Source organism: Phycisphaeraceae bacterium (assembly GCA_019636555.1).
GTDB lineage: Bacteria > Planctomycetota > Phycisphaerae > Phycisphaerales > UBA1924 > JAFEBO01.
Window position 1 is genome coordinate 584,930 of sequence record JAHBXH010000001.1, and the last position, 25,302, is coordinate 610,231.

Below are 25,302 nucleotides of genomic sequence, written 5' to 3' on the forward strand. Positions count from 1 at the left end.
ATCAACGCGCCGGCGCCCAGCGATCCACGTGCGACTGAATCGCCTCCGCCCAGATCTCGTATCCTTTCTCGGAAAGATGCAGAAAATCGGGCATGATCTCTTTCGAAATCGTGCCGTCCTTTTCGAGGAAGCGATCGGAAATGTCAACGAAGTGAACGCGCGACATCGCGCGTTCGCCGTCTCCACCCTCGCCGATGTCTTTGAGCAAATCGTTTGTCTCGGCGACAAGCCTGCGGCGTTCATCCGGCTTTTCCGAGCGCGGGAAAATGCCGAGCACCAGTATGTGCGCACCGGGCAGTTTGTCGTGGATCGCACCGACGCAGGCGCGCACGCCCTCGTTGATTTGCGGCGCCGTGTTCGCGCTCGCGTCGCTCCCTTGGCCCGTGTTGTTCGTGCCGATCATCAGAATGACCAGCCGCGGCGAATTCCCGCTGGCGGGCGTATCGAGCCCATTCAGGTTTCCCGTGCTGGCGCGATAAAGCACGTGCTGGGTGCGGTCGCCGCTGATCCCGAAATTCACGGCGTGCCGCTCGCCATAGTGCTTCCGCCAGACTTCCTTGCCCGGCCCTTCCCAGCCCTGCGTGATCGAATCGCCCATGAAGATGATGTCGATGTCGCCCTTCTCTGCTCCCTGCTTCGCACGCGCGTTGAACGAGTTGTTTCGATCGACCCACCATTGGTCCTTGCGGGCCGCGGGGACTGCCGCAAAGTTCACCTGTACGACCGGGTCGTCCGACCCGGGAGTCGGTGCGGGATTACCCGGTTGAATCAGAATGAGCGTCGTCAGAAGCAAATGGAGCATGCGGCGGAGCGTACCGCGCGGAGCAAGCGATGAAAAGATGTGAGGCCTGGAGAGTGAGGTGCAGGGCTATCGCGATCAGTACGTCGGCCAGACACCCGGCGTCGCCAATTCGAGCAAGTGCCCGTCGAGATCGCGGAAGTAGAGACTGGTGCCGCCACGTTCCCAATTCATCTCGCTCTCGATCGAGATTCTCAGCGATGCCAGGTGCGTGCGCCATGCGGTAAGATCAGCTTCGGGAATGGCAAAGGCAAAGTGTGTCGTGCCTTGCGCATCGTGCGGTGGGATTGATCCGCCCGCAAATGTCAGCGTGCTCGTCGACCCGCCTTTCTTGAAGATCAGCAGCACCTGCGCGCCGGGTAGCCCGAGCGCCGACAATCGTTCGTCTTTGTTGTCGGGATTGAGCGGCCTCAGGCCGAACACGCGGCCGTACCACTCTCGCGACGCGGCAACGTCGGCAACATGGATCGCGGTTTCGAGGAGCCGAAAGGGCGGCATATCTATTTGATGTGCGCGAGCAAAGCCCGTTTCGGTGCAAACGGCAAAGCGCTCACATTCGCCCGACGATCGGTAGCCCGAGTGTTGTCAATCCATCTTCGAGCACACGCCCGGTCAGATCGCAGAGGCGCAGACGCGACAGCACCGTCGCCTCGTTGTCGGCGTTGAGCACCGGACATGCATCGTAAAAGCTGCTGAAAGCGCCGGCGAGGTCGTACAGAAACCCGCCCAATCGGTGCGGTTCGCACGAATCTGCCATCGCGCGCAGCACGCCTGGGTATCGAAGGATCGCCAGGGCGAGCGTCTTTTCCTGCGGCTGAACGATCGCGAGCGGAGCCTTGCGGAACGGCGCGCTCGGGCCGGTATCGATTTGCTTTTCGGTGCTCGCCTTGCGCAGAATGCTCTTGATGCGGGCGAAAGCGTAAAGAAGGTATGGCCCGGTGTTTCCTTCGAACGCCACCATGCGGTCGAAGCTGAAGACGTAGTCCTTCATCCGGTCGTTGCAAAGATCGGCGTACTTGATCGCCGCGACACCGACGACTTCCGCGATGCGATCGCGTTCCGCTTCCGGCAGTGCCGCGGACCGGCGATTCACTTCAACACTCGCGCGTTGGTGCGCTTCGTCGATGAGGTCGGTCAGCTTGACGTTGTCGCCGCTGCGTGTCTTGAACGGCCGGCCGTCGTCGCCGAGCACCATGCCGAATCCGGCGTGGCGCAGCGTTGCATTCTTGCCGCCACGCGATGCGTCTGCCAACTTTGCATACCCCGCCTTCCGTGCCGCGGCGAACACCTGCTGAAAGTGCAGGCTCTGGCGTGCATCGACCGCGTAGACGAGCCTTGAAGCCCCGAATTTCCGAACTCGCCTGCGTATCCCGGCAAGATCGGTTGTGGCGTAAAGAAATCCTCCGTCCGATTTCCGGATGATGCAAGGCTCCGAAATCTTCTGGCCGCGATCGTCGAGATCGTCCGGGCCGTCGAGCCGGACAACGAGGGCGCCGTCGGATTCTTCCGCGATTCCGCGCTTGACAAGATCATCGACGATCTCGCCAAGTTCGTTCGAATAACTCGATTCGCCGGCCGTGTCTTCGGCGCGCACGGTCGCGTGCAGCCGCGCGCACACAGCCACGCACTCGTCGACCGTGATCTTGGCGATGCGCTGCCAGACCGAATAGATCTCGGGGTCGTGCGCCTGCAACTTCACAAGGGTCTGTTTCGCCGCGGCAAGCTTTTCTCGCGCGCCGAAAACCTGCTCTTCCAATTCCGCCCGTGCTTTGGGGCCGAGCTTGAATCGCTCGACGGCCGCGAGTCCGGCCTCGTCGGCGGTGCACTCGCGCTGCGCCTGCTTGTACGCGAGATCAAGATCATCGAGCGTGAGCTTGTCGAGGCTGATTTTTCCCGACTTCGCATCCGCCGCGACCTTCGCCGTCACCATCGCGATGGGGAGGCCCCAGTCCCCGAGATGATTCTGCCGCACGACCTTGTGCCCAAGCCGCTCGAAGACGCGTGCCAGCGCATCGCCGATGATCGTCGCGCGCAGGTGGCCGACGTGCATCTGCTTCGCGAGATTGACGCCGCAAAGATCGACCGCGATCGTTTCCTGTGTCTCGGGTTTGGGCACGCCGAGCGCCGGCGTGTCCATCGATGCGAGGAGTGCCGCGAGCGCATCACCTTTGAGGCGGATATTGATGAAGCCGGGCCCCGCGATCGACTTGTCCGTGATCGGCTCGGCGATTTTGGCGAGGTCGGTGTTCGCTCCGGCTTTGGCGACGATCGCCGTCGCCACTTCGCGAGGAGGCTTGCCGACCCGTTTCGCCAGGCTCATGGCCACGTTGGATTGAAAATCGCCGAGGGCCGCCTGCTTGCTCGCGGTGATGAGCGGATCGACTTCGCCCGCTTCAGGAAATGCCGAGGCGGTCGCGCCCCGAAAGGCGGAATCGAGGAGCATAATTGGATCGGAGAATTCGGACATTGGGGGCAAGTGTATTGGGCCAGGGAGTGGGGAAAGCTCCGGACTTCTGCGCCGGAAGCCTTTGCAGGCAACTGAACGGCTGGATATCCCAAGATGTACCTGGGATGGTCCGACTTCAAATCCGGTATCGTGTGTCTGTTTCGCTGGGGGATGGAGCGGTGCCGCGGGACGCAGATCGGCATGCGCAGCAGGATCGGGCGAGCGTCTGGGGAGAAACACCATGCGGATGACAGAACACACGATGGCGGCGAGAGACGGCGCGGAGATTTTTTACCGTGCGTGGTCCCCGGAGAGTCCGCCGAAGAAGTTCGTGCTCTTGTTCCATCGTGGGCACGAGCACTCGGCCCGTTGGCAGGAGACCGTGGAAAAGCTCGCGATCGATGACTGCGCTGTTTTCGCGTGGGATCAGCGCGGCCACGGAAGGTCATCGGGCAAGCGCGGTCATGCTCCGAATCTCGCGGCGGTTGTGAAGGACGCCGATGAATTCTCTCGCCATCTTTGTGAAGCGCACGGTGTGAGACTCGCGGACACAGCGGTGATCGCGCACAGCGTCGGCGCCGTCGTCGCGACGGCGTGGGTGCACGACTACGCGCCGCCGATCCGCGCTCTCGTCCTCGGCGCTCCAGCGTTCCGCGTAAAGCTCTACGTGCCGCTCGCGGTGCCGATGCTGCGGCTGAAGCAGAGGGTCTTGGGGCCGGGCATCGTGAAGAGCTACGTCAAGGCGAAGATGCTCACGCACGACGCCGAACAGGCGGAGAGCTATCGCAAGGATCCCATGATCTTCCGCGAAATCGCGGTCAACATCCTTTTGGATTTGAAAGACACCTCAACGCGATTGATCGAAGACGCCGGCGCCATCACGGTTCCGACACTGATCGTGGGGGCGGGGAACGATTGGGTCGTCACGGTGAAGGCACAGCGCGAGTTCTTCCGCAAGCTCGGCTCACCGATCAAACAGTTTGACATTTTCCCGGGAATGTTCCACGCGATGTTCCACGAGAAGGGGCGCGAAAAAGTCATCAAACGCATCCGATCTTTTCTGGATGAGAGATTCTCTACTGCCGCGAACTCAGTCGGAAATCTCGATGCCGACAAGGGCGGTTACACCCGGACCGAATTTGATGTTCTCCGCGCGCCCGGGCCCGCGTACTGGTCTCTCGTGCGGTCTTCTTTGAAACTGGGAGGACGATTTAGCGAGGGAATCGGGCTGGGCTGGCGAACCGGATTCGATTCAGGCGTGACGCTGGATTACGTCTATGAGAACAAGCCCAAGGGATTCTCGCCGCTCGGAAAGGCCGTTGACTATTTCTATTTGAACAGCATCGGGTGGCGCGGAATCCGTCTGCGGCGAGAGAATCTGCAGCGAGTCCTCCAGCAGTGCATCGATGATTTGAAACGCGAAGATAAACCGATCGGATTCCTCGATATCGCGTGCGGTGCCGGCCGTTATGTGCTCGAAACGATGGCGGCAAATGGCGCGACTGATTCGAGCGCGGTTCTCCGCGACTACAAACCCGAGAACCTCGACGCGGCACGCAAACATGCAGCGCGTCTGGGTCTCAATTCGGTGGTCTTTGAACAGGCCGATGCATTCGATCGCGCGTCGATCGCGGCCATCCGACCCAGGCCGACGATCGCCATTGTGTCGGGGCTGTACGAATTGTTCCCGGAAAACGCGCCACTCCGCCGTTCGCTCGAGGGATTGGCCGAAGCGGTCGAAGAGGGCGGCTTTCTCGTGTACACATGCCAGCCGTGGCATCCGCAGGTCGAATTCATCGCGCGAGCGCTCACCAACCGAGAGGGTCAACCCTGGGTGATGCGTCGCCGCACGCAAGCGGAAATGGACGAACTGGTTCGCGCCGCGGGCTTTGAAAAAATTGCACAGGAAATCGATCCGTGGGGGATCTTCACGGTTTCCGCTGCACGCCGGGTGACGAAATGAAGTGGAAGGCGCTGCGGGCGTCCGTGTTGCTCTCGGCGCTCTTTTTGCTTGTCTATGGCGCAACCAATTACCTCGCCGCGGCGAGAGAGAACGTCGGCAGCTGTGTTTGCGGCTGGGAGAAGCACATCCCGTTCGTACCGTGGTTTGTGATTCCGTACATGTCGATCGACTTGTTCTTCGTCGGGGCGCCGTTTGTTTGCCGCACCGAACGGGAGCTTCGAGCCTTCACGAAACGGATCGCGTTCGCGATCGTGGTTTCCGGGTTGTTCTTTCTGTTTCTCCCGCTGCGTTTCGCTTTCGAACGTCCTCCCGTCGCCGGCTTGCTCGGCGTTGTGTTTGATGGATTTCGTGCTCTCGATCAGCCATTCAATCAGTGCCCTTCGTTGCACGTCTCGCTGAGCGTCCTGCTCGGCGCGGTCTATCTTCGTCGGACCAATGGAATCGTGCGTTTCGTGGTCGCCGTGTGGTTTGGTTTGATTCTGCTCTCACCGGTTCTGACCTATCAGCACCACGTGGTCGACGTCGCAGGCGGGCTTGCGCTTTCGGTTTTGTGCGTTTTTCTGTTCCCTGAGCGGGCACCGAAGTTGCTGGTTCTGCCCAACCGCCGCGTCGGGTCGTACTACATCACGGGTGCGCTGCTTTGTGCCGCGGCGTGCCTTGTTTTCAGGCCGTGGAGCTGGATCATGCTTTGGCCGGCCGTCGCGCTCGGAGCGATGGGGGCTGCGTACTTCGGAGTCGGGCCCGGGGTCTACCGAAAACGAAGAGGTCGATTGCCCTTGACAACGCGGCTTGTGCTGTGGCCCGTCCTTGCAGGGCAATGGCTTTCGTGGAAGCACTACGTCCGTCGATGCAACCCGTGGGACAGAATTACGGATCGCGTTTGGATCGGCGGAGTGCTCACCGAGCGCCAAGCTCGGCACGCGATCGATTCCGGCGTGTGTGCCGTGCTCGACTTGACCGGTGAATTCTCCGAGCGGGAGTCGTTCCTTTGCGCAAAGTACCGGCAGGAACCTGTTCTCGATCTGACCGCTCCAACGCCGGAAGTGCTTGACCGGGTTGTTGCGTTCATCGAACGATGCTCGACGTTCGGCGTTGTCTACGTTCACTGCAAAATCGGCTTTTCCCGAAGCGCCGCGGCGGTCGGTGCTTACCTGATTTATGTCGGGATCGCCGGGAGCGCCCAAGCGGCGATGAGCATCTTGCGTGAGAAGCGCCCCTCGATCGTGATCCGGCCCGAAGCGGCGGACGCAATCAAGGGGTACGCAAACCGATCTCTTCGTGCGCGGCAGACTGAGCCGCGACGCGTCGACGTCGTAGTTCCATTGCCCACAATGCCGCAACCGTGAGAACATCGCTTGCGATATGGAACGTGCGCACGCCGTCGAACGCCGGAGGCACAAGTGTGGGCTCGATGAGTTTCGAAACCGCGCCGACCGAGGCTTCCGCCGAAGCAGCCGATGATTGCTTGAGCGCATCAAGAACGGCGAATCGCTGAACCGTCACATCCTGAATGGCGCCTAGGTTTTTGTACGCGAAGAAGCAATAGAGAATGGTGACCAGGAGGGTTGTGAGTCGATCCGGAGTTTTTCGGACCGAAGCGAACGCGAGCAGGCCGCCGATCACGATGACATACAGCGTCCAATACCACTGCAGCGCGTTCGATCGTTCAAAGTAGACTTGGACCAGCTCCGCGTATGTCATGTTGAACTCGCACGAGATTCCGGAATTGCCCGAGAAGCGCCGCATTCTCCTGCAATTGCGCGTGCTTGTCAAAGAGCGACCGCGTCGATCACTCAAGCTTCAGCGCGCGCACAGCTTCTTCGCATCGTGCCGCGACGGAGGTCCACCCGCTGCGGTCGTTGCTCGCATCCTGGAACGTGAGCGCCGGCCCGATCAAAAGCACGAGCCTTCGCGGCCGAGGAAGCCACTTTCCGGGTGGAAGCGCGTCGACCGCACCGTAAAAGTGACACGGAACGACCGGAATGTTTGATCCCGCGATCATCATCCCGAGGCCCGCCTTGAATCCGGTCATTTCTCCGGTACGGCTGCGCGTTCCCTCGGGGAACAGAATCAGCCCGCAGTGTCCCTCCGAAAGTCTCGCCCGAAGATCTTCGAGTGCGTGCGAGGTCACTCCTTTGCGATAGAGCGGCAACGCGTTGAGAAAGAGCGAGGCAAACAACGATGAGGCGCTGTTTCGAAAGAAAACGTCTCCCGCGGCGACCGGAAAGGTATCGAAACGCGCGCGAATGGGGAGCGATACGCTCAGCGCGAGCGCGTCGAGGTGGCTGGAATGGTTCGAAATCAGAACAAATGGCACGCGCCGCGGCAGGAATTGCCTGCCGCGCACCTCAAGCCTGTGATACGCGAAAAAGTAGAGCCTCAGCAGCGCCGTCGTCGCGTAGTGACCCGCGAGCGAGACGAGCCCGGGTTCGCGCTTCACGCTCCGCATCCGAGCGCCCGGCGCGAGCCCGAGATCGGCGGCTTTGTCGTAGGTCCAATCGTTCATTGAAAGAGTGAAGCGGTAATCACACGCGCCGGCCGGCTGAGCCCGAAGCCAAGAAAGTATCCGATGAAGTGGAAGGTGGCGGGCGCAACCAGCAATACGGAATTGAACCGATCCAGAAACCCGCCGTGGCCTGGCAGCGTCGTCGCCATGTCCTTGATGCCGAGGTCGCGTTTGATCGAACTCAGCACCAGGTCCCCCATCTGCCCGCCGATGGAAATGATCAATCCGAGCGCAAGGAGCAGAAGCGGCGTGTCGAGGCGCTTGCCGACGAACACGAAGTGACCGACGACCGCGGTGAACGTCGTTGTCAAAATGATCGCGCCGAGATGCCCGCCGAGCGTCTTGTTGGGGCTGGTATTCGGAAACACCTTTCGCCGCCCGAACGATTTACCGCAGATGTATGCAAAGATGTCGTTGAGTTGCACCGCGACGAGTATCAGCAGCATGATCGGTCGATAGTCCGGTTCGTTCGCCATGTATCCGAGATGCCCGAGTCCCATACCGAAAAGAAGAAAGGCGACGCATGCAAGAGCCACACGCTGCACGTAGCCCTTCGGCGAATCAACCAAGACCGCGCCGGCGGCGAGCGAGACGATGGTGAGCGGGGTCATCGCTGCGAACATGCCGTACCAGTTGTCGAGGCAGGTCAGTCCGACTCCGACGATTCCGAGGACAACTATCGCGCTGAGCGAGTGATGCCGAAACAGGCCCGTCGCGCGGGCGTACTCGCGGTAGCAGAGAATTGATGCGGCGGTCACCATAACCATGGCAGCGGCAGGGCACCAGAGAATCGGGACGACGACCGCGGGCGTGATGAACAGCCATGTTCTGTAGCGAATCCACACGTCGCGGCGCGTGTTCTCACCGAGGACCTTGAATCGCGAAAGAACAACCGTCGCGACCGGAGCCGCGACAAACGCGACGATGATCAGCCCGACGATAAATCGAGTTGCCGGCTGTTCAAACGCGCCGGCGCGGGAAAAGAGGTAACGCAGGCCTTCGTTCACTCGGCGCGGCTCCGTAGTTGCGAAGCGATCGAAGCGATGCGTCTCCACGCGGTGGCGACTTCGCCGACGCAAATGAGAACGAGCACGAGCGCGAGCACTCCCAATTCGGGAACGGGCCCGCGCGCCGGAGTTACAAAGCGCCAGGCCTCCGGCGCGAATCCAAGATACACGGAGCCAACCGTCGCCAGGAACATCCGTTGCTGCTTCGCCATCGGGCCACGAAAGTCGCTCGGCAGACCGAGCGAACGACCGAGCGCCCGCACATACGTCACGAAGAGCGCGCCCGCCGCCGCAAGGTAGCCGAGAGTCGGGCTTGATGTCAGCGCGTATCCGGCGCCGATCAGCACGACGCTATCAGAGATCCGATCGGGCACCTCGTTATACAGGTCGCCGGTCGGCGACTTTCGATTTCCCTCGATCGCGACCATTCCGTCGAGCATGTTCGCGAGGAGGCGCACCTGGATCCCGAGCGCTGCGAGCAGGAACAAGGCACGCTCCGATGCATTCTCTCTCCCGGTCAAGGCAAGGCAAACGCCCGCGCCGCACGCGACGAACATCCCCGTGATCGAGATCGAGTTGGGCGTGACACCCGTGGCGGCCAACGACGCAGCCGCCCGCCGAAAAAATGGTACATCACGCGCCGCAATCGGGCGTCGATCGAGAAGCGAACCGGTCGGTGCTCGCTTTTCCATGATGGCAATCTTTGCCTCGGCGAAGATTCCTGGAGTGCACCCGACGTATCGGTCCGAAGATTCTCGGCGCCCCACCGGAATCAGTTTCCGCTTGATTGTCCGGTTTCCGTCGCTGCCTCGCCCCACCCCGAAACGATCTCCGCGACTTCGTCCGCAACCTTAATCATCGCTGTGCTCGGCGTCAGGCAGTACGGGTCATCGATGAGAGCGACGCGTTTGTTCTTGAACGCGGGAATCGGCAGTTCGCCCCCGCGCCCAAACAGCGCGATCAGCTCCTCGGGTTTCGGTGCCGCGGTGGGTTCCGACCGCGGCGGGCGGGGCGAGAACAGGATAATCCCGTCCGGCGCCAACTTGTGGAGGTCTTCCATATCGAGCGTGATCCACGGGCCGCCGCTGCTCGGAACAGGCGTCGCGCCCAGCCGCTGCAGTAATTGAAAGTGAAAGCTACCCGGCCCCAGCGCGCCGATCGGTTTCGTGCCCGATACGAGAAGAATTCGGCCCGCCGCTTTCATGAGCGGCCCGCGATCGCTCCACGCCATGTGCATCGAATCTTCAAACGGCATCGCGGGTTTGATGTGCTCGGGCTGACCCGCAGGCGCATCGGGCACTTTGCCCTTGAGGCCGCGCGTCGCAAAGTCAAAGATGGTTTGATCCATTTCCCGTGCCGCAAGCTCGATCTCGTCGAGTGTGAGCGGGTTCAGGTCTTTGATCACCCAGTTGTTGGCGCTCGCGAGTTCGGTGAGCCGCGCGGGCAATTCCTGGGCGCCCCACTGAATAAAGATGTGCGTCGGCCGCGCCTTTACGAGCGATTCATAGTCGATCGTGCCGAGCTCGCCGCAAGCGGGAATTGCCGGGTCGAGTGCGACGTCGTACGCGTGCCGCCCGACGATCTGTCCTTCGTACCCGAGGTCTTTCAGGATGATCGCGAGCGCCGGGCTCAGCGCCACAATCCGCAGTTCGGTCGATTGAGCAGAGGTGCCCCCGGCCGTCGGCGTCACCGACGTACTTGCGGCAGGCGTCTTGCGATCGCACGCCGCGAACTCGGTAAGCACCAGCAGCAACGCGAGAAGAACGCATGCGAATCGCATGCAAGACGCTAGGTGGATTCGGGCGCCGGCAGTCGGCGACTTCAGGATGGATCAAGCGCCCACGTGGGCAAGTACTCAAAACCCGATAAAGTAAACAAGCCGCACGTCTTCCGGGAGACTGGAAAATGAACATGTACACCTACTCGTGGATCATCGCACTATTTCTGTTCTTCGCAGTCTTGCTGATGCTCGAGCTTGGGCGCCGAATCGGGAAGCGCCGAAAGCGAGAGGGAATGGATCCCGGCAAGTCCGGAACTGGCCCTGTTGATGCCGCGGTTTTTGGTCTGCTCGGCCTGCTTATTGCGTTCACGTTTTCCGGTGCCGCGAGCCGCTTTGATGCCCGGCGCATCCAGATCGTGGACGAGGCCAACGCTATCGGAACCGCGTACCTGCGCGTCGATCTGCTCCCGCCCGAATCTCAGCCGCCGATCCGAGAGCTTTTCCGCCAGTACACCGATCAGCGCATCGCCGTGTACCAGGCGATTCCCGATTTGCAACGCGTCCGTCAAACACTCGCGGATTCGCAAAAGACCCAATCGCAGTTGTGGCAGTTGGGTGTTTCCGCTGCCCGGTCAGCGTCTTCTCCCGCGGTGACTTCGCTCGTCATTCCGGCCATGAACGACATGTTCGATCTCGCCAATTCCCGCACCGCCGCCGGCTTCATGCATGTTCCGTCGATCGTGTTCATCGTCTTGCTCGGGATGGCCGGGGCAAGCGCGCTCCTGGCGGGCTTCGGGATGGCAACCGACAAAGGGCCGAGCCTCCTGCACTACGTCGGCTTTGCGCTGGTCATGTCACTGGTCGTTCTCGTGATTCTCGACCTCGAATTCCCCAGGCTGGGCTTTATCACCCTGGAGGAATTCGATCAATACATACGCCAAGTCCGGGCCGACATGGGCTGATCGGATTGTCCCGCGCGAGAGGCTGTTTTTGCCTTCCGAGGGTGTCGCGCCCCACAATCACGGGCGACTTGTCCCAGTCCTTTGTCTCGTCAATAATCCTCTCCACGTCTGACTGGCCCGCACGGCGAAAGCCGGGGTTAAAGAACGGGATTGCCCCGTGACCTCTTGGACGGCGTTGGGATGCACGGCATTGCCGCAACTCCCTGTTTTGGAAGGGTTTGAATCATGTCCGACACTGCTGTTGACGCGAAAGTGAAAGAAATCGGCGACAAACTGGCTGGCCTCAGCCTCAAGGAAGCCGTTGACCTCGGCAAGTACCTGAAGGATGCCTACGGCATCGAAGCCGCTGCAGGTGGCGCGGTGGTGATGGCGGGTGGCGCAGCCGGCGGCGGCGCGGCCAAGGCCGAAGAGAAGGACAGCTTCGACGTGATCCTCAAGGCCGTCGATGCCGCCAAGAAGATCCAGGTCATCAAGGTCGTCCGCGAGGCGACGGGCCTCGGTCTTGCCGAGGCGAAGGCGTTCGTCGATGCCCCGGGCAAGCCGATCAAGACCGGCCTCTCGAAGGACGAGGCGGAGAAGCTCAAGAAGACCATCACCGACGCGGGCGGCACGGTCGAGCTCGCCTAATCCATCGTCGCACGAACGTCCGGTTGGAACAGTGCGTATTCACGGAAGGCCCGGGCAACCGGGCCTTCTGCCTTTTTGGTCGCCCGAACTTATTGCGAACAAAACTTCTGCCAATTCGGCGAAAGTTTTGAGAAAAAACTCAAGAAGCCCTTGCGGGGGTCGTGCGGGGTTGATCTAGGGGTGCGTATACTGATCGGTTCGGCTCCGAAAGAGCGAACACGGCGGCGGCACTCGTTTTGGCACTTGGGCGATTGAACTGAAACTCTCGGCGTGAGCACAAAAGGCTTGTGAACCAGGTCGGGGTATGACTCCCTGCGACGACTTCGTCGGCGCGGCGTGTTATCCATCGGACGAAAGGACTTCGATGCCTGCAAATCCTTCTTCTACAGGCGGCTATCGCGTTTTCCAGACTCCCATGCTCGCGACGACTCCTGTCGCGAACGTGCGCAACTTCGCCAAGCGCGGCGACGGGATGGAAATTCCCGACCTCACCAAACTGCAATCGGACGGCTACAAGCGATTCCTTCAATTGGACAAGGGACCCGAAGAGCGCGACGCGCTCATCGGCCTCGAGTCGCTTTTGAAAGAGATCTTCCCGATCAAATCGTACGACGAGACGATGAGCCTCGAGTACCTGACGTACGTGCTCGAAGAGCCGCGCTACACGCCCGACGAGTGCCGCGAACTCCGCCTCACCTACGGCCGCCCGTTCCGAATCGCCGTGCGCCTCAAGCGCGAGGGCAAGCCGGACATGCCGGAAGAGGACATCTATCTGGGCGAATTCCCGATCATGATGGGCGGCGGCGAGTTCATCGTGAACGGGGCCGAGCGCGTCATCGTCAGCCAGTTGCATCGCTCGCCCGGTGTCGATTTTTCGATCGTTTCCAGCGAAGGCGACCGCCCGCTCCACTCGACGCGCATCATCCCCGAGCGCGGCTCGTGGATCGAACTCGAGGTCACCAAGAAAGACGTTCTGGCGATGCGCATCGACCAGAGCACCAAGCTTGCCGCGACCACATTCCTTCGCTGCCTCGATGAATCGGTCGCGCCGACCGACCGCCTGCTCTCGCTCTTCTACGAGGTCACCGCGATTCCGGCCGACAAGATCCGCGCCGAGCACTGGGCCGCGGAGACCGTGATCGACAAGGAAACCGGCGAAGAACTCGTGCACGTCGGGCGCCAGATCGGCGAACAGGCCGAGGCGATCAACAACAGCAACCTCAAGAACGTGAAGGTGATCCAGAACCCCAGCGACGTGCTCATCCTGAACACGATCGCGGAAGAAAAGCTCGAGCAATTCGCCGAGTTCGCCGAGACCGATTACGAGCGAGCGCTCGTCAAGCTGTACACCAAGCTCCGCCCGGGCAACCCGCCGCAGGTCGAGAAAGCCAAAGCGCTCTTCGCCGAGAAGTTCTTTGACGACAATCGCTACCGCCTCGGTCGCGTCGGGCGCTTCCGCATCAACCGCAAGTTCGACCTGAACGTGCCGGAAGACATGATGTTCCTTCGCAGCGAGGACTTCCTCCGCGTCATCCAGTACGTGCTCGATCTGCGCTCCAACCGGCCCGACCCCAAGACCGGCCGCCCGGTCGCGCAGGTGGACGACATCGATCACCTCGGCAACCGGCGTCTCCGCACGCTCGATGAACTCGCGGTCGAAGAGCTCCGCAAGGGTTTCCTCAAGCTCAAGCGCACCGTGCAGGAGCGCATGAGCGTCAAGGATCCGAACGAACTTGCCAAGATCGCCGACCTTGTGAACAGCAAGAGCATCTCGAGCGCGATCGACTTCTTCTTTGGTCGCTCCGAACTGTCGCAGGTCGTCGACCAGACCAACCCGCTCTCGAGTCTCGTGCACGAGCGTCGTCTCTCGGCGCTTGGACCGGGTGGTCTCAACCGCAAGCGCGCCGGCTTCGAGGTGCGCGACGTACACATCTCGCACTACGGCCGCATCTGCCCGATCGAAACGCCCGAAGGCACCAACATCGGTCTTATCGCGTCGCTTGGCATCTACAGCAGCATCGACGACTACGGCTTCCTCCGCACCGCGTACCGCGAAGTGAAGAACGGCGAGCTTTCGGGCAAGACCGTTCACCTCCGCGCCGACGAAGAGATGCAGAAGGTGCTCGCCCCGACCGACGCGCTCGACGAGAAGGGCCGCCTCAAGAAAGGCGCGATTCTCGCCCGCGTTGCCGGCGAACTCGCCGAGACCGACAGCGCGAAGGTCGATTACGTCGACATCTCGCCCAAGCAGGTCGTCGGTATTTCCGCGGCACTCATCCCCTTCCTCGAGCACGACGACGCCAACCGCGCGCTGATGGGTTCGAACATGCAGCGCCAGGCGGTGCCGCTGGTGAAGGTCGATCCTCCGTGCGTGGGCACCGGCGTCGAAAAGGCGGTCGGCCACAACACGGGCATGGTCGTCAAAGCCAAGAACGCCGGCACGGTGACTTACGTCGATGCCGAGCGCATCATCATCGACAACTCCGATGAATACGTGCTCCGCAAGTTCGTCGGTCTCAACGAGCGCACGTGCCAGAACCAGAAGCCGATCGTCAAGCCCGGTCAGAAAGTGACCAAGGGCCAGGTCATCGCCGACGGCGCGAGCACACGTCAGGGCGAACTTGCGCTCGGCAAGAGCATCCTCGTCGCGTTCAACACTTTCGACGGCTACAACTTCGAAGACGCGATCGTCATCAACGAGAAGCTCGTCAAGGACGACACCTTCACCAGCATCCACATCGATGCGTTCGACGTTGAGATTCGCGAGACCAAGCTCGGTCGCGAAGAGTTCACCCGCGACATTCCCAATGTCAGTGAGAAGATGCTCCGCAACCTCGACGAGCAGGGGATCATCCGGCTGGGCGCTCGTGTCGGCCCAGGCGACATCCTCGTCGGCAAAGTCAGCCCCAAGAGCAAGACCGAACTGACCCCGGAAGAGAAACTGCTGCACGCGATCTTCGGTCGCGCCGGCGAAGATGTGAAGAACGATTCGCTCGAAGTGCCCGCGGGCGTCGAGGGCATCGTGATCGGCGCCAACAAGTTCAGTCGCCGCCTCCACATGAACGAGGAGCAGAAGAAGCAGCTGAAAAAGGACATCGCCGACTACGAAAAGCTGATGGACGATAAAGCCATCCTTCTCTTCAAGGAGATGACGCAGAAGATCAATGACCTCATGGGCACGCCCATGGTCGATCCGAACACGCGTCAGAAAGTCGGTGCGAGCGATATCCCCGAGGTCATCCTGGAACAGGTCAAGACCTTCGACATTAAGTGGGCCAAGGGCAGCAAGGAAGCACGCGAGCAGGCGGAAGTTGTGCACCGCCAGTTCTGGCCCCGCATCAAGGGGCTCGAAGCCGAAAAGGGCCGCAAGGTCGCGCACATGAAGCGAGGCGACGAGCTGCCTACCGGCGTGCTCGAAATGGTGAAGGTCTACATCGCCACCAAGCGCACGCTCTCTGTCGGCGACAAGATGGCTGGTCGCCACGGCAACAAGGGCGTCATCGCCCGCATCGTGCCGGAAGAAGACATGCCGTTCCTCGAGGACGGAACGTCGGTCGAAGTGCTTCTCAATCCGCTGGGCGTGCCGAGCCGCATGAACGTCGGTCAGATTCTCGAGACGCACGTCGGCTGGGCGGCGCGCGTGCTCGGGTTCCAGGCGATCACGCCGGTCTTCGACGGCGCGGTCGAGCAGCAGGTGCACGAGGCGATCGACGAAGCGAACAAGAGCGTCGAGACGCGTCTCGCGAACTATGAGTCGACCGCGACGTGGCCGCAGCCCCGCGAGCTTCTGGCCAAGATGCCGCGCGGCGGGAAAGTTCAGTTGTTCGATGGCCGCACCGGCGAGCCGTTCAATCAGCGAACCACCGTGGGCTACATGTACATGCTCAAACTGCACCACCTCGTGGACGACAAGATCCACGCGCGTGCGACGGGCCCGTACTCGCTCATCACGCAGCAACCGCTCGGCGGCAAGGCCCGCACCGGCGGCCAGCGCTTCGGCGAAATGGAAGTGTGGGCGCTCGAGGCGTACGGCTCGGCGTACGTGCTGCAGGAGCTGCTCACGGTCAAGTCGGACGATGTTGAAGGCCGCACCAAGATTTACGAGAGCATGGTGAAGGGCACGAACAAGCTCGAGGCGGGCATGCCCGTCGCGTTCGACGTGCTCTGCAACGAACTCAAGGGTCTGGGTCTGAACGTGACGCTTGAGAAGAAGAAGTTGGAGGGTGGGAGTCTGCTGTAAGGAGGCTGTGTCGTGGCGAGCTGGGCAGATCTAGCGGTCGAGGCACGTGACGCTTCCTTCGCATTGAAGGAAGGTAATAGGTTGCGCGCCGCGGCAAACCGGGCCTACTACGCCGCATTCTCGGCATTGACTGCCACGGCGATTCGCTCCGGCGTTACGATGCCCTTGGACCAAGAAGGACCCTCCCATGCCAAAGCCATCGACGGAACGATCGTCGCATCGCTCCATAAAGTGAAACCGGAAGATCAGGGCCGATTGTTCTCCATTATGCCGAATCTTTACCGATTGCGCACGATTGCGGACTACCGACCGTCCATGTTGCTGGATGATTCGGATATTCGATTGGCACTCGGAGACATGATGAAGGCCTTTGAAATTCTGAAGGAGGAAGAATGACGATTCCCGCTTCGCCTCCGCCTTCCGGCGTGATTGAGAAGGTTAATATCGCGATCCAGCATGACGGCGATGCATCGCGGTACGGTTTTCAAGTGCTGGCTGAGAGTTCGCGCACCGAAGGAGATTGGACGTATCTGGTGATCGATCCGACTAAGCGGAACGGACTCCGCGCGTACGAATTTGCTTCCATTCTCGGTCGCGTGGAGGCCGAGGTTCGGAAGTCTGTTCAGGAAACGAAGGTCATTTTGCTTCCAGCCTCCGGCACCGTGAATCCGTAGATCAATTTAGTTTCGGTCGTCCGAAGCTGGTACTGAGAAGGACTACTGCAATGGCAGACACTGTTTACGATCGTGTGAATGACTACTCGGCGGTGAAGGTCACGCTGGCGTCGCCCAACGACATCCGCGCCTGGTCCTACGGCGAGGTGAAGAAGCCCGAGACCATCAACTACCGCACCTACCGCCCTGAGAAGGACGGTCTCTTCTGCGAGCGCATCTTCGGGCCCGAGCGCGATTACGAGTGCGCCTGCGGCAAGTACCGCGGCACCAAGTACAAAGGCATCATCTGCGACCGCTGCGGCGTCAAGGTGACCCACTCGCGTGTCCGGCGCAAGCGCATGGGCCACATCAACCTCGCGTGCCCGTCGGTCCACATCTGGTTCTTCAAGAGCATGCCCAGCCGCCTCGGCACCCTGCTCGGCATGAAGACCAGCGACCTCGAGCGCGTGATTTACTACCAGGATTACGTCGTCATCGACGCGGGCGACACCGAGCTGACTTTCAAGCAGATTCTGACCGAAGACGAATTCCGCGCCGCGCAGGACAAGTTCGGCAACGCGTTCAAGGCTTCGATGGGCGCCGACGCCATCCGCGATCTCATCGAGCGCACCGACCTCGACGCCGAGGCCGCGCAGCTCCGCCAGAATCTCAACGAGACCAAGAGCAAGCAGAAGATCAAGGACTTCGCCAAGCGCCTCAAGCTCATCGAGCAGATCCGCGGCAGCCAGAACGATCCCGCGTGGCTCGTCATGGACGTGATCCCCGTGATTCCGCCCGACCTGCGTCCGCTCGTGCTGCTCGAGTCCGGCAACTTCGCGACGAGCGATCTGAACGATCTCTACCGGCGCATCATCAACCGCAACAACCGCCTCAAGAAGCTGATGGATCTCAACGCCCCCGAGGTCATCATCCGCAACGAGAAGCGCATGCTCCAGCAGGCCGTGGATGCGCTCTTCGACAACAACCGCTGCCGCCGTCCGGTGCTCGGTTCGTCCAACCGTCCGCTCAAGTCGCTGACCGACATGATCAAGGGCAAGCAGGGTCGCTTCCGCGAAAACCTGCTCGGCAAGCGCGTCGATTACTCCGCGCGCTCGGTCATCGTTGTCGGCCCCGAACTCAAGCTTCACCAGTGCGGCCTTCCCAAGAAGATCGCGCTCGAACTCTTCCAGCCCTTCATCATCCGCAAGCTCAAGGAGCACGGTCTCGCGGACACGATCAAGAGCGCCAAGCGCATGCTGGAGCGCCGTGATGCCGCGGTGTGGGACATTCTCGAAGAAGTCATCTATCAGCACCCGGTGCTGCTCAACCGCGCCCCGACGCTGCACCGAATGGGCATCCAGGCGTTCGAGCCTGTGCTCGTCGAAGGTAACGCGATCCGCATCCATCCGCTCGTCTGCGGCGGATTCAACGCCGACTTCGACGGCGACCAGATGGCCGTGCACCTTCCGCTCTCGGTCGAAGCACAGGCCGAGGCGCACGTGCTCATGCTCAGCACGCACAACATCTTCTCGCCCGCGAACGGCAAGCCGATCATCTCGCCCTCGCAGGACATTGTCATGGGCGTTTACTTCCTGACCTATCAGGCCCCCGATGAACTGGCCGAGAAGGACCTTAAGCTCTTCAAGGATCGGCGCGAAGTCATGCTCGCGTACGACCAGGGCAAGATCGGAATCCACGAGCGCATCATCGTCCGCGTCGATGGATTCACCAAGGTTGTTGAGAACCAGGGCGGTGGCGTGAAGGACATGCCCCCCAACAAGCGGCTCATCACCACGGCCGGCCGCATCCTCTTCGCCGACATCCTCGCCAAGGGCATGCCGTTCTACAACTGCGTGCTCGGCAAGAAGGGCTGCGCACGCGTCATCGACGATGCGTATCTCTTCGCCGATCGTCCGAGCACCATTGACCTCCTCGACAAGATGAAGGAAGCCGGCTTCAAGCAGTCGACGCTTGCCGGCCTTTCGCTCGGCATCACCGATCTGCGTATCCCCAAGGAGAAGGCCGACCTGCTCGCCGAGGCACAGAAGAAGGTGGACCGAGTCGAGAAAAACTACGACCGCGGCATCATCACCGCCCGCGAGCGCTACAACCAGCTCCTCGACATCTGGTCGCACTGCCGCGAAAACGTGCAGAAGAAGCTGCTCGAAACGCTCAAGAACGACCGGCGCGACGAATTGGGCAACGAGATGCCGATCGATACCAAGCAGGGCAAGTTCTACCTGAACCCCGTGTATCTGATGTCAGACTCGGGAGCCCGCGGCAACATCAGCCAGATGCAGCAGCTCGCCGGTATGCGAGGCCTCATGGCCAAGCCGTCGGGCGAGATCATCGAGACGCCCATCCGTTCCAACTTCCGCGAGGGTCTCTCGATCCTCGAGTACTTCTCCTCGACGCACGGCGCGCGTAAGGGTCTGGCCGATACGGCGCTCAAGACCGCCGACTCGGGCTATCTCACACGCAAGTTGTGCGACGTGGCGCAGTCGGTCATCGTCGGCGAGTTCGACTGCGGCAGCCGCCGCGGCATCGTCAAGCGCGCCATCTACAAGGGCGAGCAGGTCGACGTGCCGCTCCGCGACATCATCGTCGGGCGCGTTTCGGTGAACACAATCACCAATCCGAAGACCGAAGAGGCGCTCGTGCACGAGAACGAGCTCATCACGCCCGAGATCGCGGTGCGCCTCGAAAATGCGGGCATCACGGAAGTGATGGTCCGTTCGCCGCTCACCAGCGAAAGCCGCTTCGGTTGCTCGGTGCTCGACTACGGCATGGACCTTTCGACCGGCCGCTTCGTCGAGCCGGGCATGGCGGTCGGCATCATTGCGGCGCAGTCGATCGGTGAACCCGGTACGCAGCTCACCATGCGTACGTTCCACACGGGCGGCATCGGTCAGCGCACCGCGCAGGAAACCCAGTATCCCGCCGTCAACGCAGGCAAGCTGGAGCTGCGCGATTGCAACGAAGTCCCGGTGAAGGACGACGACGGTCACGACTGCCACGTCGTGCTCAAGCGAAACGCGGAACTCGCTGTGCTCGATTCCGCCGGTCGCGAGCTTGAAAAGTACAAGGTTCCCTATGGCGCGTTCCTCTACGCCAAGCAGGGCGAAGAAGTGAAGAAGGGTCAGATCCTCGTGAAGTGGGACCCGCACCGCACGCCCATCCTCGCCGAAAAGGAAGGATTCGTGAAGTTCGTCGATATCGAACTCGGCGAGACCGTTCGCGAGGAAGAAACCGGCGGCGGTACCAAGGCGCTCATCGTCATCGAGCACAAGGGCGACCTCCACCCCGCGATCAACATTCTCGACGCGGCCGGAACCATCCTCGACTTCCACTTCCTCCCCGCCAAGGCGCGCCTCGAAGTGAAGGACGGTCAGGAGATCAAGGCGGGTCAGATGCTCGCGCGTCAGCCCAAAATGGCTGCGGCAAGCCAGGACATCGTCGGCGGTCTGCCCCGCGTGACCGAGATCTTCGAAGCCCGTAAGCCCAAGGACCCGGCGTTCATGGCCGAGATCTCTGGCAAGGTCGAGATTTTCTCCGACAAGCGCAAGGGCAAGATGACGATCCGCGTCGTCTCGGACTCGGGCCTCGAAAAGGATCACCATGTGCCCAGCGACAAACAGTTGCTCGTGCACACCGGCGACTTTGTCGCCGCGGGCGACCCGATTACCGACGGTCCGCTTGTGCCGCACGACATTCTTCGCATTAAGGGCGAAGAAGCGCTCTGGGCCTACATGCTCGACGAAGTGCAGAACGTCTACCGCGCTCAGGGTGTGGTGATCAACGACAAGCACATCGAGCTGATCCTGTCGTCCATGCTCCGCAAGGTGAAGGTCGAGAGCCCCGGCGACACCGATCTCTTGCCGCAGGAAGTCATTGACAAGTTCAACTTCAAGTTGAAGAACACGGAGATCGGCCAGATGTACCGCGTGAGCGACCCCGGCGGCACGGATCTGCCGCTCAACGCTCTCGTGAGCAAGGACGAAATCAAGGAAGCCAACGCTCAAGCCGAGGCCGCCGGCAAGGACGGCGCAAAGGCCAAGCGTGCACGTCCGGCGACCGGCCGCACGCTCCTGCTCGGCATCACCAAGGCCGCGCTCTCGAGCGATTCGTTCCTCTCGGGCGCATCCTTCCAAGAGAGCACCAAGGTGCTCACCGAAGCTTCGCTCCGCGGCGCGACCGACACGCTCGTCGGCCTCAAGGAGAACGTGCTGCTTGGTCACCTGATCCCCGCCGGCACGGGATTCCGTCCCTATCAGGAGATCAAGGTCCGCCCGCTCGTCGAACTCCCGCCCGAAGAGGAAGACGACGAGGAGATGCTCGCCGAGGCGTCAGCCGCAGCGGCAGCGCTCGGCGCGTCACCGAGCGAGTCGCTCGGTGCTCCTGAAGTGACGATCCCGGGCACGGGCACTCCCGCGGAGATCTGAGTTTCGCTTGATTTGAGTGGTTGAATCGATCACGGCCCGGGCGATTGCTCGGGCCGTTTCTCATTCATGGCTGCTGCTCGCTGTTGGATGCGATGATCGAATCCGCTTGTTGACTGGTCAGAACAGGCAAATCGGTGATCCCCGTCGCCAGCATCACGCGGATGTACGGAATGCACATGCCGCAGCCCGTGCCGCAGCCTGTGCGTTTGGATAATTCGTCGAGATCGCGCACACCGTTCTCCGCGAGCCTCTTCAGCTCGGCGAAGGTCACGTCGTGGCAGATGCAGCGGTCAACGGCCATGAAAAAAGTTTCGGAGTGGCAAAGGGGCAGAGATGAAGAGCACGGGCGCTCAGTTCTTCCATTCATTCCAGTCCGGCACATATCCGGGGTCGGGCGACTTGGAGAGATTCCCCGTGCCGAGGGCGCGTCCTTTCGAGTCGCGCTGGAGCAGGTCTTGCGAGGCAGTTGCCGCTGCGGCACTCCCGTCCGCCCGCGCGGCAACATTCGCCTTGAACTTCACCCCGTGCCGGAATGCCGTCGTGGGCGATGAATTGTTCTGCCAGCCCGCGTTCTGCGAATAGAGCATCGGAGGATCGAGCAGCGCGGTGCTCCGCGGCAGCGCAGTCGCGTTTACACCCGCAAGCAACGTATCGGCGAACACCAGGAGCTCCGACGGCATCGTGATGTCGGCCGTCCGGCGCCACGGGCGAAAAGAAATGTCTCCGGCCCAACCCGGCGTCATCGCGGGCGAAAGGTAATAGCCGTTGTAGCCATATGTCGTCGACACTTTCAGGTTCTGCGTCTGAGGGGTGTATGTTCCGGCCGCCTGCTCCGGGCATTCAAGCGCGGAGCGCTCGGCGCGAGCGGTCGCGATATAGGGCATCAGCGTGCCGCTCGACGGCGCCGCATCCGGCGAATCCGCGCCGAACCAGTAGACGACCGGACCGGAGCCGATGTATTCGGCCTGCCAATATGCCGCGGGAACCGCCCGGTCGTGATAGTCGTTCGCGTAGAGCGACCACGCGAGCGCGAGTTGGCGCTGATTCGCGAGGCACTTGGCCGTGCGCGAGGCCGCGATCGTGCCGCGCAAGGCGGGGGCGAGGATCGACAGAAGCAGCGCGATGATGGCGACCGTGATGAGAAGTTCGATGAGCGTGAAAGCGGGAAGAACTCTCACCACAGAGGCTGGGAGCCACGGAAAAACACACGAGCGGTTTGGAATGGCTAATTCCAACTCCGCTCCCCTCCGCGACTCTGCACCTTTGTTGTAGCGAATGCCGTTCATCTCCTCCCCTCCGTTTGCTCCTGCGTTTCGTTCGCACGGAGGAGGATGGAAAGAAGATCGCGGTCGGCGAGCGTGATTTGGCCGTCACCGTTGACGTCGCGACTGCCGCGGGATTGCTCCCACGCGTAAAGATCTTCGATGTCGAAGACTCCGTCGGCATTCACATCGACAAGCGCCGGCGCCGGCCCGAACGCGACGAGCCCGCCCGTGCCGATCGCATAGAGGTTGCTTCCCGCGACCGCGGGCGAACCCGAGATACTGGATGCTGATTGAATCACCGTGAACGGCGAAGAGGCGCTCGTAATCGAGGCATCGAGAATGCGCAGCACGTTGTCGTTGCCGCAGACGGCGAGTTGATCCGAAGCGGACGAGTAGACCGGTTGCGTGTTCCAGCCGCCGCAGGGGACGAATTCGCCAGAGTCGATGACGCCGTTGTGGTTTGCGTCGCTCCATGTGCGAGTGTGGCTCGACCAGGCGAGCGCGGCAGACGATGAATCGCTCGAAAAAACCTGAAGCGAGGGGAGCGAACCGAAGCCCTGAATACCGGTCGAGAGCGCGAGGCGATTGCTCGGAAGTCTGATCGGTATCGATGCACTGCGATTGCACCCGACCGTCCACTGCAGTGCTCCGGTGCTCGCACGAATTCTCACGATGTTGCCCGAAGTGGTTCCTCCATAAAAGCCGTATGTCGCCGCATAAAGCGCATCGCCTGAAGCGTCGAGCGCGATGCCGCCGAAAAAGCCGACGGAGCTCGTGTTGTTGAAAGTCCAGAGCGGAGACGGCGCAACGTGCGAAGTGTCGCCGGGTGCGTGCGCGGGAAACGCGAGAATCTGCCCAGGGTTCGCTGCATAAAGCCCGACGGCAGACACAAACACCCGATCGTTCGCCGCGTCGTAGGTGGGGGAGTTGCCCGAAGAAGCCCCGATCGGTGCCGCCCAGAGAATCTCGCCGGGCTGATGCGGATTTGCGACGGAAAGCGGATCGATGCTGATCGAGTAGAGCGAAGCACTGTCGCCGAAACCGTCGTAGTCGGTGATGAAGAGCCGGCCTGTGCCGCGCCATGTGCGCGCGACCACCGGCGATGCGTTGACGATCGGGTTGTCCAGCGTCGTAGACCAACGAAGGGTCGGCTGGTAGAGCGCGACGCCGTATAGCGTGCTGCCGCCGGATGCGATGACGGTTGCCGTGCGATGATCGATTGCAGGCGACGCAGTGCTCTCGAGTTGGGGCGAGTCGATTTGGAGCGACCACGCAACAGCGCCGGTTCGTCTCGCGATCGCGAAGAGCTTCCATGTCGTGCCGCTGGGCTCGTTCACCGAACCCGTGGCGTACACAAAGTGAAGCCCGACCGCGACGCCAGCGCGCGCAACAAATGCAATCGCGCGATTGTTCTCGTCTTTTGCGCAGGTCCACGCCGGAGAAGCGAGGGAAGGAAACGGCTGTGAAGTAGCCGCAGATCGGGCCGCGTCCGCGGCAAGGGTGTTCCAGGTCCCTTGGGCGAGCGTGGTGGAACAGCAGAGCAGCAGAGCAGCGGAAACAACGATTGTGGATGTCGGATACTGGAGGTTGGCCGGAACAAATCGGACCTTTTTTCTGCTCTCCCGCAGATCTGCAATTCTGCTGCTCTCAAAAGCCACAACCCGCGCTTTCGCGCGAGCGGTGGTCAGAATTGATTCGCCGCCGATCACTTTCTCCTCCGGCGGGGCGCGATGAGACAGGCATACGCAAGCAGCGGAAGCGCCGCGGGCTCGGGCACTTCCGCGATACCGTCGATGTTGATGTTCCCGCCGTTCCCTTCCGGGTTGCTGATCCGGACGAAGCGGATGAAATCAAGGCCGGTCGATGCGAAGTCCACACCGGTGCCGCCGCCGCTTCCGTTGTAGCCTGCAACGATCTCGGCAAATGATTTTCCGATCGCGTTGAACGTCGGATCGACGGGTTTGGTGAAGTCAGTCGGGACGCTTCCGGGCGACGTGTCGTACGGCGAAACGAGATCTGAGTATCCGAGCGTGGCGTAGCCGCTGGTCGCGAGCACATTCACCGTGCGCCAGTCGCTGCCGTCCTTGGAGACTTCGACGATGCCGCCGGTGTTCCCGAATTTGCCCGTCGCGACTCCATTGCCATTGTCGGTGTAGAACCAGTTGCCGAAGATGATGAAATCGATGCCGAAAGCGTTGGTCGTGCGGTTATAAACGTCGTGGTCGAAGGTCAGCGTCAGGTGTCCCCCGCGCCCGATGCTCACGATGTCGCCCGGATCAAACGGCGGGCTGAACGGGCTGACCACGCTCGGGAAACCAAACTGAACTCCGGTAAATCGCGTCGGCGAGCCGACCGCGGCACTCGGATCGAGATAGCTCGCGCTTGCGCCGGATCCTGCCGAGTAACTGGTCCAACTCGAGGCGTACGGGCTGGCAACCGCGCCCGAAAACGCGAAAGCAACACCCGCGGCACCTGCCGCACGCATGACAAAAACTCGAGACATTTCCATCTCCTCGCCGCGGTGCGAACGAAGCACGCCGCGACATTTCATCCCGATTCGCGCGGGAAGGCCCCTGTGCCGGAAAGCAGCGGCAATTCACGAACAGTCAGTGCCAAAGCGCGAGAAGATCGCGCGGCACGAACCCTTTCCGGAGCGTTGAAGCAGGTGGAGC

20 protein-coding genes are annotated in these 25,302 nt (G+C 61.5%); 8 read left to right on the forward strand and 12 right to left on the reverse strand.

Annotated elements, in window-relative coordinates:
- Nucleotide 1: 1 nt before the first annotated feature.
- The 3 genes from KF691_02420 to argS form a co-directional block, all read right to left on the reverse strand.
- Nucleotides 2–802, reverse strand: a complete 801-nt coding sequence (locus KF691_02420; GenBank protein ID MBX3388291.1) for a hypothetical protein — start codon at nucleotides 800–802, stop codon at nucleotides 2–4.
- A 75-nt stretch (nucleotides 803–877) separates the two neighbouring features.
- Complete coding sequence (locus KF691_02425; protein ID MBX3388292.1) at nucleotides 878–1,297, reverse strand: VOC family protein; 420 nt, start codon at nucleotides 1,295–1,297, stop codon at nucleotides 878–880.
- Nucleotides 1,298–1,349: 52 nt separating this feature from the next.
- On the reverse strand, nucleotides 1,350–3,266 hold the full coding sequence (argS, locus tag KF691_02430) for an arginine--tRNA ligase (protein MBX3388293.1): 1,917 nt from the start codon (nucleotides 3,264–3,266) through the stop codon (nucleotides 1,350–1,352).
- A 220-nt stretch (nucleotides 3,267–3,486) separates the two neighbouring features.
- Here argS and KF691_02435 point away from each other — a divergent pair, with 220 nt between their 5' ends.
- Together KF691_02435 and KF691_02440 are read left to right on the forward strand one after the other, a co-directional pair.
- Nucleotides 3,487–5,208, forward strand: coding sequence for a bifunctional alpha/beta hydrolase/class I SAM-dependent methyltransferase (locus KF691_02435; GenBank protein MBX3388294.1), 1,722 nt, complete (start codon nucleotides 3,487–3,489; stop codon nucleotides 5,206–5,208).
- On the forward strand, nucleotides 5,163–6,554 hold the full coding sequence (locus KF691_02440; protein MBX3388295.1) for a phosphatase PAP2/dual specificity phosphatase family protein: 1,392 nt from the start codon (nucleotides 5,163–5,165) through the stop codon (nucleotides 6,552–6,554). Before KF691_02435 ends, KF691_02440 begins: the two co-directional genes overlap by 46 nt.
- On the opposite strand, the gene KF691_02445 is transcribed toward KF691_02440, so the two are convergent.
- From KF691_02445 to KF691_02465, 5 genes are all read right to left on the reverse strand, one after another.
- Nucleotides 6,460–6,954 carry a hypothetical protein gene (locus KF691_02445; protein ID MBX3388296.1) on the reverse strand — a complete coding sequence of 165 codons (495 nt, stop codon included), beginning with the start codon at nucleotides 6,952–6,954 and terminating at the stop codon, nucleotides 6,460–6,462. The two genes, KF691_02440 and KF691_02445, sit on opposite strands and share 95 nt — an antisense overlap.
- Before the next feature lie 43 nt (nucleotides 6,955–6,997).
- Complete coding sequence (locus KF691_02450; protein MBX3388297.1) at nucleotides 6,998–7,714, reverse strand: 1-acyl-sn-glycerol-3-phosphate acyltransferase; 717 nt, start codon at nucleotides 7,712–7,714, stop codon at nucleotides 6,998–7,000.
- Nucleotides 7,711–8,721, reverse strand: coding sequence for a phosphatidate cytidylyltransferase (locus KF691_02455; protein ID MBX3388298.1), 1,011 nt, complete (start codon nucleotides 8,719–8,721; stop codon nucleotides 7,711–7,713). The genes KF691_02450 and KF691_02455 overlap by 4 nt, the downstream gene beginning before the upstream one ends.
- The gene (locus KF691_02460; GenBank protein ID MBX3388299.1) at nucleotides 8,718–9,323 is read right to left on the reverse strand and encodes a CDP-alcohol phosphatidyltransferase family protein; all 606 of its coding nucleotides are present in this window, start codon (nucleotides 9,321–9,323) and stop codon (nucleotides 8,718–8,720) included. Before KF691_02460 ends, KF691_02455 begins: the two co-directional genes overlap by 4 nt.
- Nucleotides 9,324–9,493: 170 nt before the next feature.
- Entirely contained in the window at nucleotides 9,494–10,501 is a 1,008-nt protein-coding gene (locus tag KF691_02465; protein MBX3388300.1) for an ABC transporter substrate-binding protein, read from the reverse strand.
- A 125-nt stretch (nucleotides 10,502–10,626) separates the two neighbouring features.
- Here KF691_02465 and KF691_02470 point away from each other — a divergent pair, with 125 nt between their 5' ends.
- From KF691_02470 to rpoC, 6 genes are all read left to right on the forward strand, one after another.
- Nucleotides 10,627–11,403: a hypothetical protein gene (locus KF691_02470; protein ID MBX3388301.1), complete on the forward strand. Its 777-nt coding sequence runs from the start codon at nucleotides 10,627–10,629 to the stop codon at nucleotides 11,401–11,403.
- A 225-nt stretch (nucleotides 11,404–11,628) separates the two neighbouring features.
- Nucleotides 11,629–12,030 (forward strand): 50S ribosomal protein L7/L12, encoded by a 402-nt coding sequence (rplL, locus tag KF691_02475; protein ID MBX3388302.1) that lies wholly within the window; start codon nucleotides 11,629–11,631, stop codon nucleotides 12,028–12,030.
- Nucleotides 12,031–12,445: 415 nt separating this feature from the next.
- On the forward strand, nucleotides 12,446–16,270 hold the full coding sequence (gene rpoB / locus KF691_02480) for a DNA-directed RNA polymerase subunit beta (GenBank protein ID MBX3388303.1): 3,825 nt from the start codon (nucleotides 12,446–12,448) through the stop codon (nucleotides 16,268–16,270).
- A gap of 12 nt (nucleotides 16,271–16,282) precedes the next feature.
- Nucleotides 16,283–16,666, forward strand: coding sequence for a hypothetical protein (locus tag KF691_02485; protein MBX3388304.1), 384 nt, complete (start codon nucleotides 16,283–16,285; stop codon nucleotides 16,664–16,666).
- The gene (locus KF691_02490; GenBank protein ID MBX3388305.1) at nucleotides 16,663–16,944 is read left to right on the forward strand and encodes a hypothetical protein; all 282 of its coding nucleotides are present in this window, start codon (nucleotides 16,663–16,665) and stop codon (nucleotides 16,942–16,944) included. The genes KF691_02485 and KF691_02490 overlap by 4 nt, the downstream gene beginning before the upstream one ends.
- A 50-nt stretch (nucleotides 16,945–16,994) precedes the next feature.
- Nucleotides 16,995–21,365, forward strand: a complete 4,371-nt coding sequence (gene rpoC, locus KF691_02495; protein MBX3388306.1) for a DNA-directed RNA polymerase subunit beta' — start codon at nucleotides 16,995–16,997, stop codon at nucleotides 21,363–21,365.
- A gap of 64 nt (nucleotides 21,366–21,429) precedes the next feature.
- On the opposite strand, the gene KF691_02500 is transcribed toward rpoC, so the two are convergent.
- From KF691_02500 to KF691_02515, 4 genes are read right to left on the reverse strand one after another with little or no spacing between them, the layout of a single operon-like run.
- On the reverse strand, nucleotides 21,430–21,666 hold the full coding sequence (locus tag KF691_02500) for a (2Fe-2S)-binding protein (protein MBX3388307.1): 237 nt from the start codon (nucleotides 21,664–21,666) through the stop codon (nucleotides 21,430–21,432).
- A 49-nt stretch (nucleotides 21,667–21,715) separates the two neighbouring features.
- The gene (locus tag KF691_02505) at nucleotides 21,716–22,651 is read right to left on the reverse strand and encodes a prepilin-type N-terminal cleavage/methylation domain-containing protein (GenBank protein MBX3388308.1); all 936 of its coding nucleotides are present in this window, start codon (nucleotides 22,649–22,651) and stop codon (nucleotides 21,716–21,718) included.
- Nucleotides 22,648–24,339, reverse strand: coding sequence for a hypothetical protein (locus KF691_02510; protein MBX3388309.1), 1,692 nt, complete (start codon nucleotides 24,337–24,339; stop codon nucleotides 22,648–22,650). The genes KF691_02505 and KF691_02510 overlap by 4 nt, the downstream gene beginning before the upstream one ends.
- On the reverse strand, nucleotides 24,336–25,133 hold the full coding sequence (locus KF691_02515; GenBank protein MBX3388310.1) for a hypothetical protein: 798 nt from the start codon (nucleotides 25,131–25,133) through the stop codon (nucleotides 24,336–24,338). Before KF691_02515 ends, KF691_02510 begins: the two co-directional genes overlap by 4 nt.
- Nucleotides 25,134–25,302 lie beyond the last annotated feature (169 nt).

What these genes read in the sequence shown, in the direction of transcription:
- KF691_02505 (MBX3388308.1), bottom strand. Translation starts at nt 22,651, where the DNA reads ATGAACGGCATTCGCTACAACAAAGGTGCAGAGTCGCGGAGGGGAGCG.
- KF691_02500 (MBX3388307.1), bottom strand. Translation starts at nt 21,666, where the DNA reads ATGGCCGTTGACCGCTGCATCTGCCACGACGTGACCTTCGCCGAGCTG.
- rpoC (MBX3388306.1), top strand. Translation starts at nt 16,995, where the DNA reads ATGGCAGACACTGTTTACGATCGTGTGAATGACTACTCGGCGGTGAAG.
- KF691_02425 (MBX3388292.1), bottom strand. Translation starts at nt 1,297, where the DNA reads ATGCCGCCCTTTCGGCTCCTCGAAACCGCGATCCATGTTGCCGACGTT.
- KF691_02435 (MBX3388294.1), top strand. Translation starts at nt 3,487, where the DNA reads ATGCGGATGACAGAACACACGATGGCGGCGAGAGACGGCGCGGAGATT.
- KF691_02470 (MBX3388301.1), top strand. Translation starts at nt 10,627, where the DNA reads ATGAACATGTACACCTACTCGTGGATCATCGCACTATTTCTGTTCTTC.
- KF691_02490 (MBX3388305.1), top strand. Translation starts at nt 16,663, where the DNA reads ATGACGATTCCCGCTTCGCCTCCGCCTTCCGGCGTGATTGAGAAGGTT.
- KF691_02515 (MBX3388310.1), bottom strand. Translation starts at nt 25,133, where the DNA reads ATGTCTCGAGTTTTTGTCATGCGTGCGGCAGGTGCCGCGGGTGTTGCT.
- KF691_02465 (MBX3388300.1), bottom strand. Translation starts at nt 10,501, where the DNA reads ATGCGATTCGCATGCGTTCTTCTCGCGTTGCTGCTGGTGCTTACCGAG.
- argS (MBX3388293.1), bottom strand. Translation starts at nt 3,266, where the DNA reads ATGTCCGAATTCTCCGATCCAATTATGCTCCTCGATTCCGCCTTTCGG.
- rplL (MBX3388302.1), top strand. Translation starts at nt 11,629, where the DNA reads ATGTCCGACACTGCTGTTGACGCGAAAGTGAAAGAAATCGGCGACAAA.
- KF691_02445 (MBX3388296.1), bottom strand. Translation starts at nt 6,954, where the DNA reads ATGCGGCGCTTCTCGGGCAATTCCGGAATCTCGTGCGAGTTCAACATG.
- KF691_02450 (MBX3388297.1), bottom strand. Translation starts at nt 7,714, where the DNA reads ATGAACGATTGGACCTACGACAAAGCCGCCGATCTCGGGCTCGCGCCG.
- rpoB (MBX3388303.1), top strand. Translation starts at nt 12,446, where the DNA reads ATGCTCGCGACGACTCCTGTCGCGAACGTGCGCAACTTCGCCAAGCGC.
- KF691_02420 (MBX3388291.1), bottom strand. Translation starts at nt 802, where the DNA reads ATGCTCCATTTGCTTCTGACGACGCTCATTCTGATTCAACCGGGTAAT.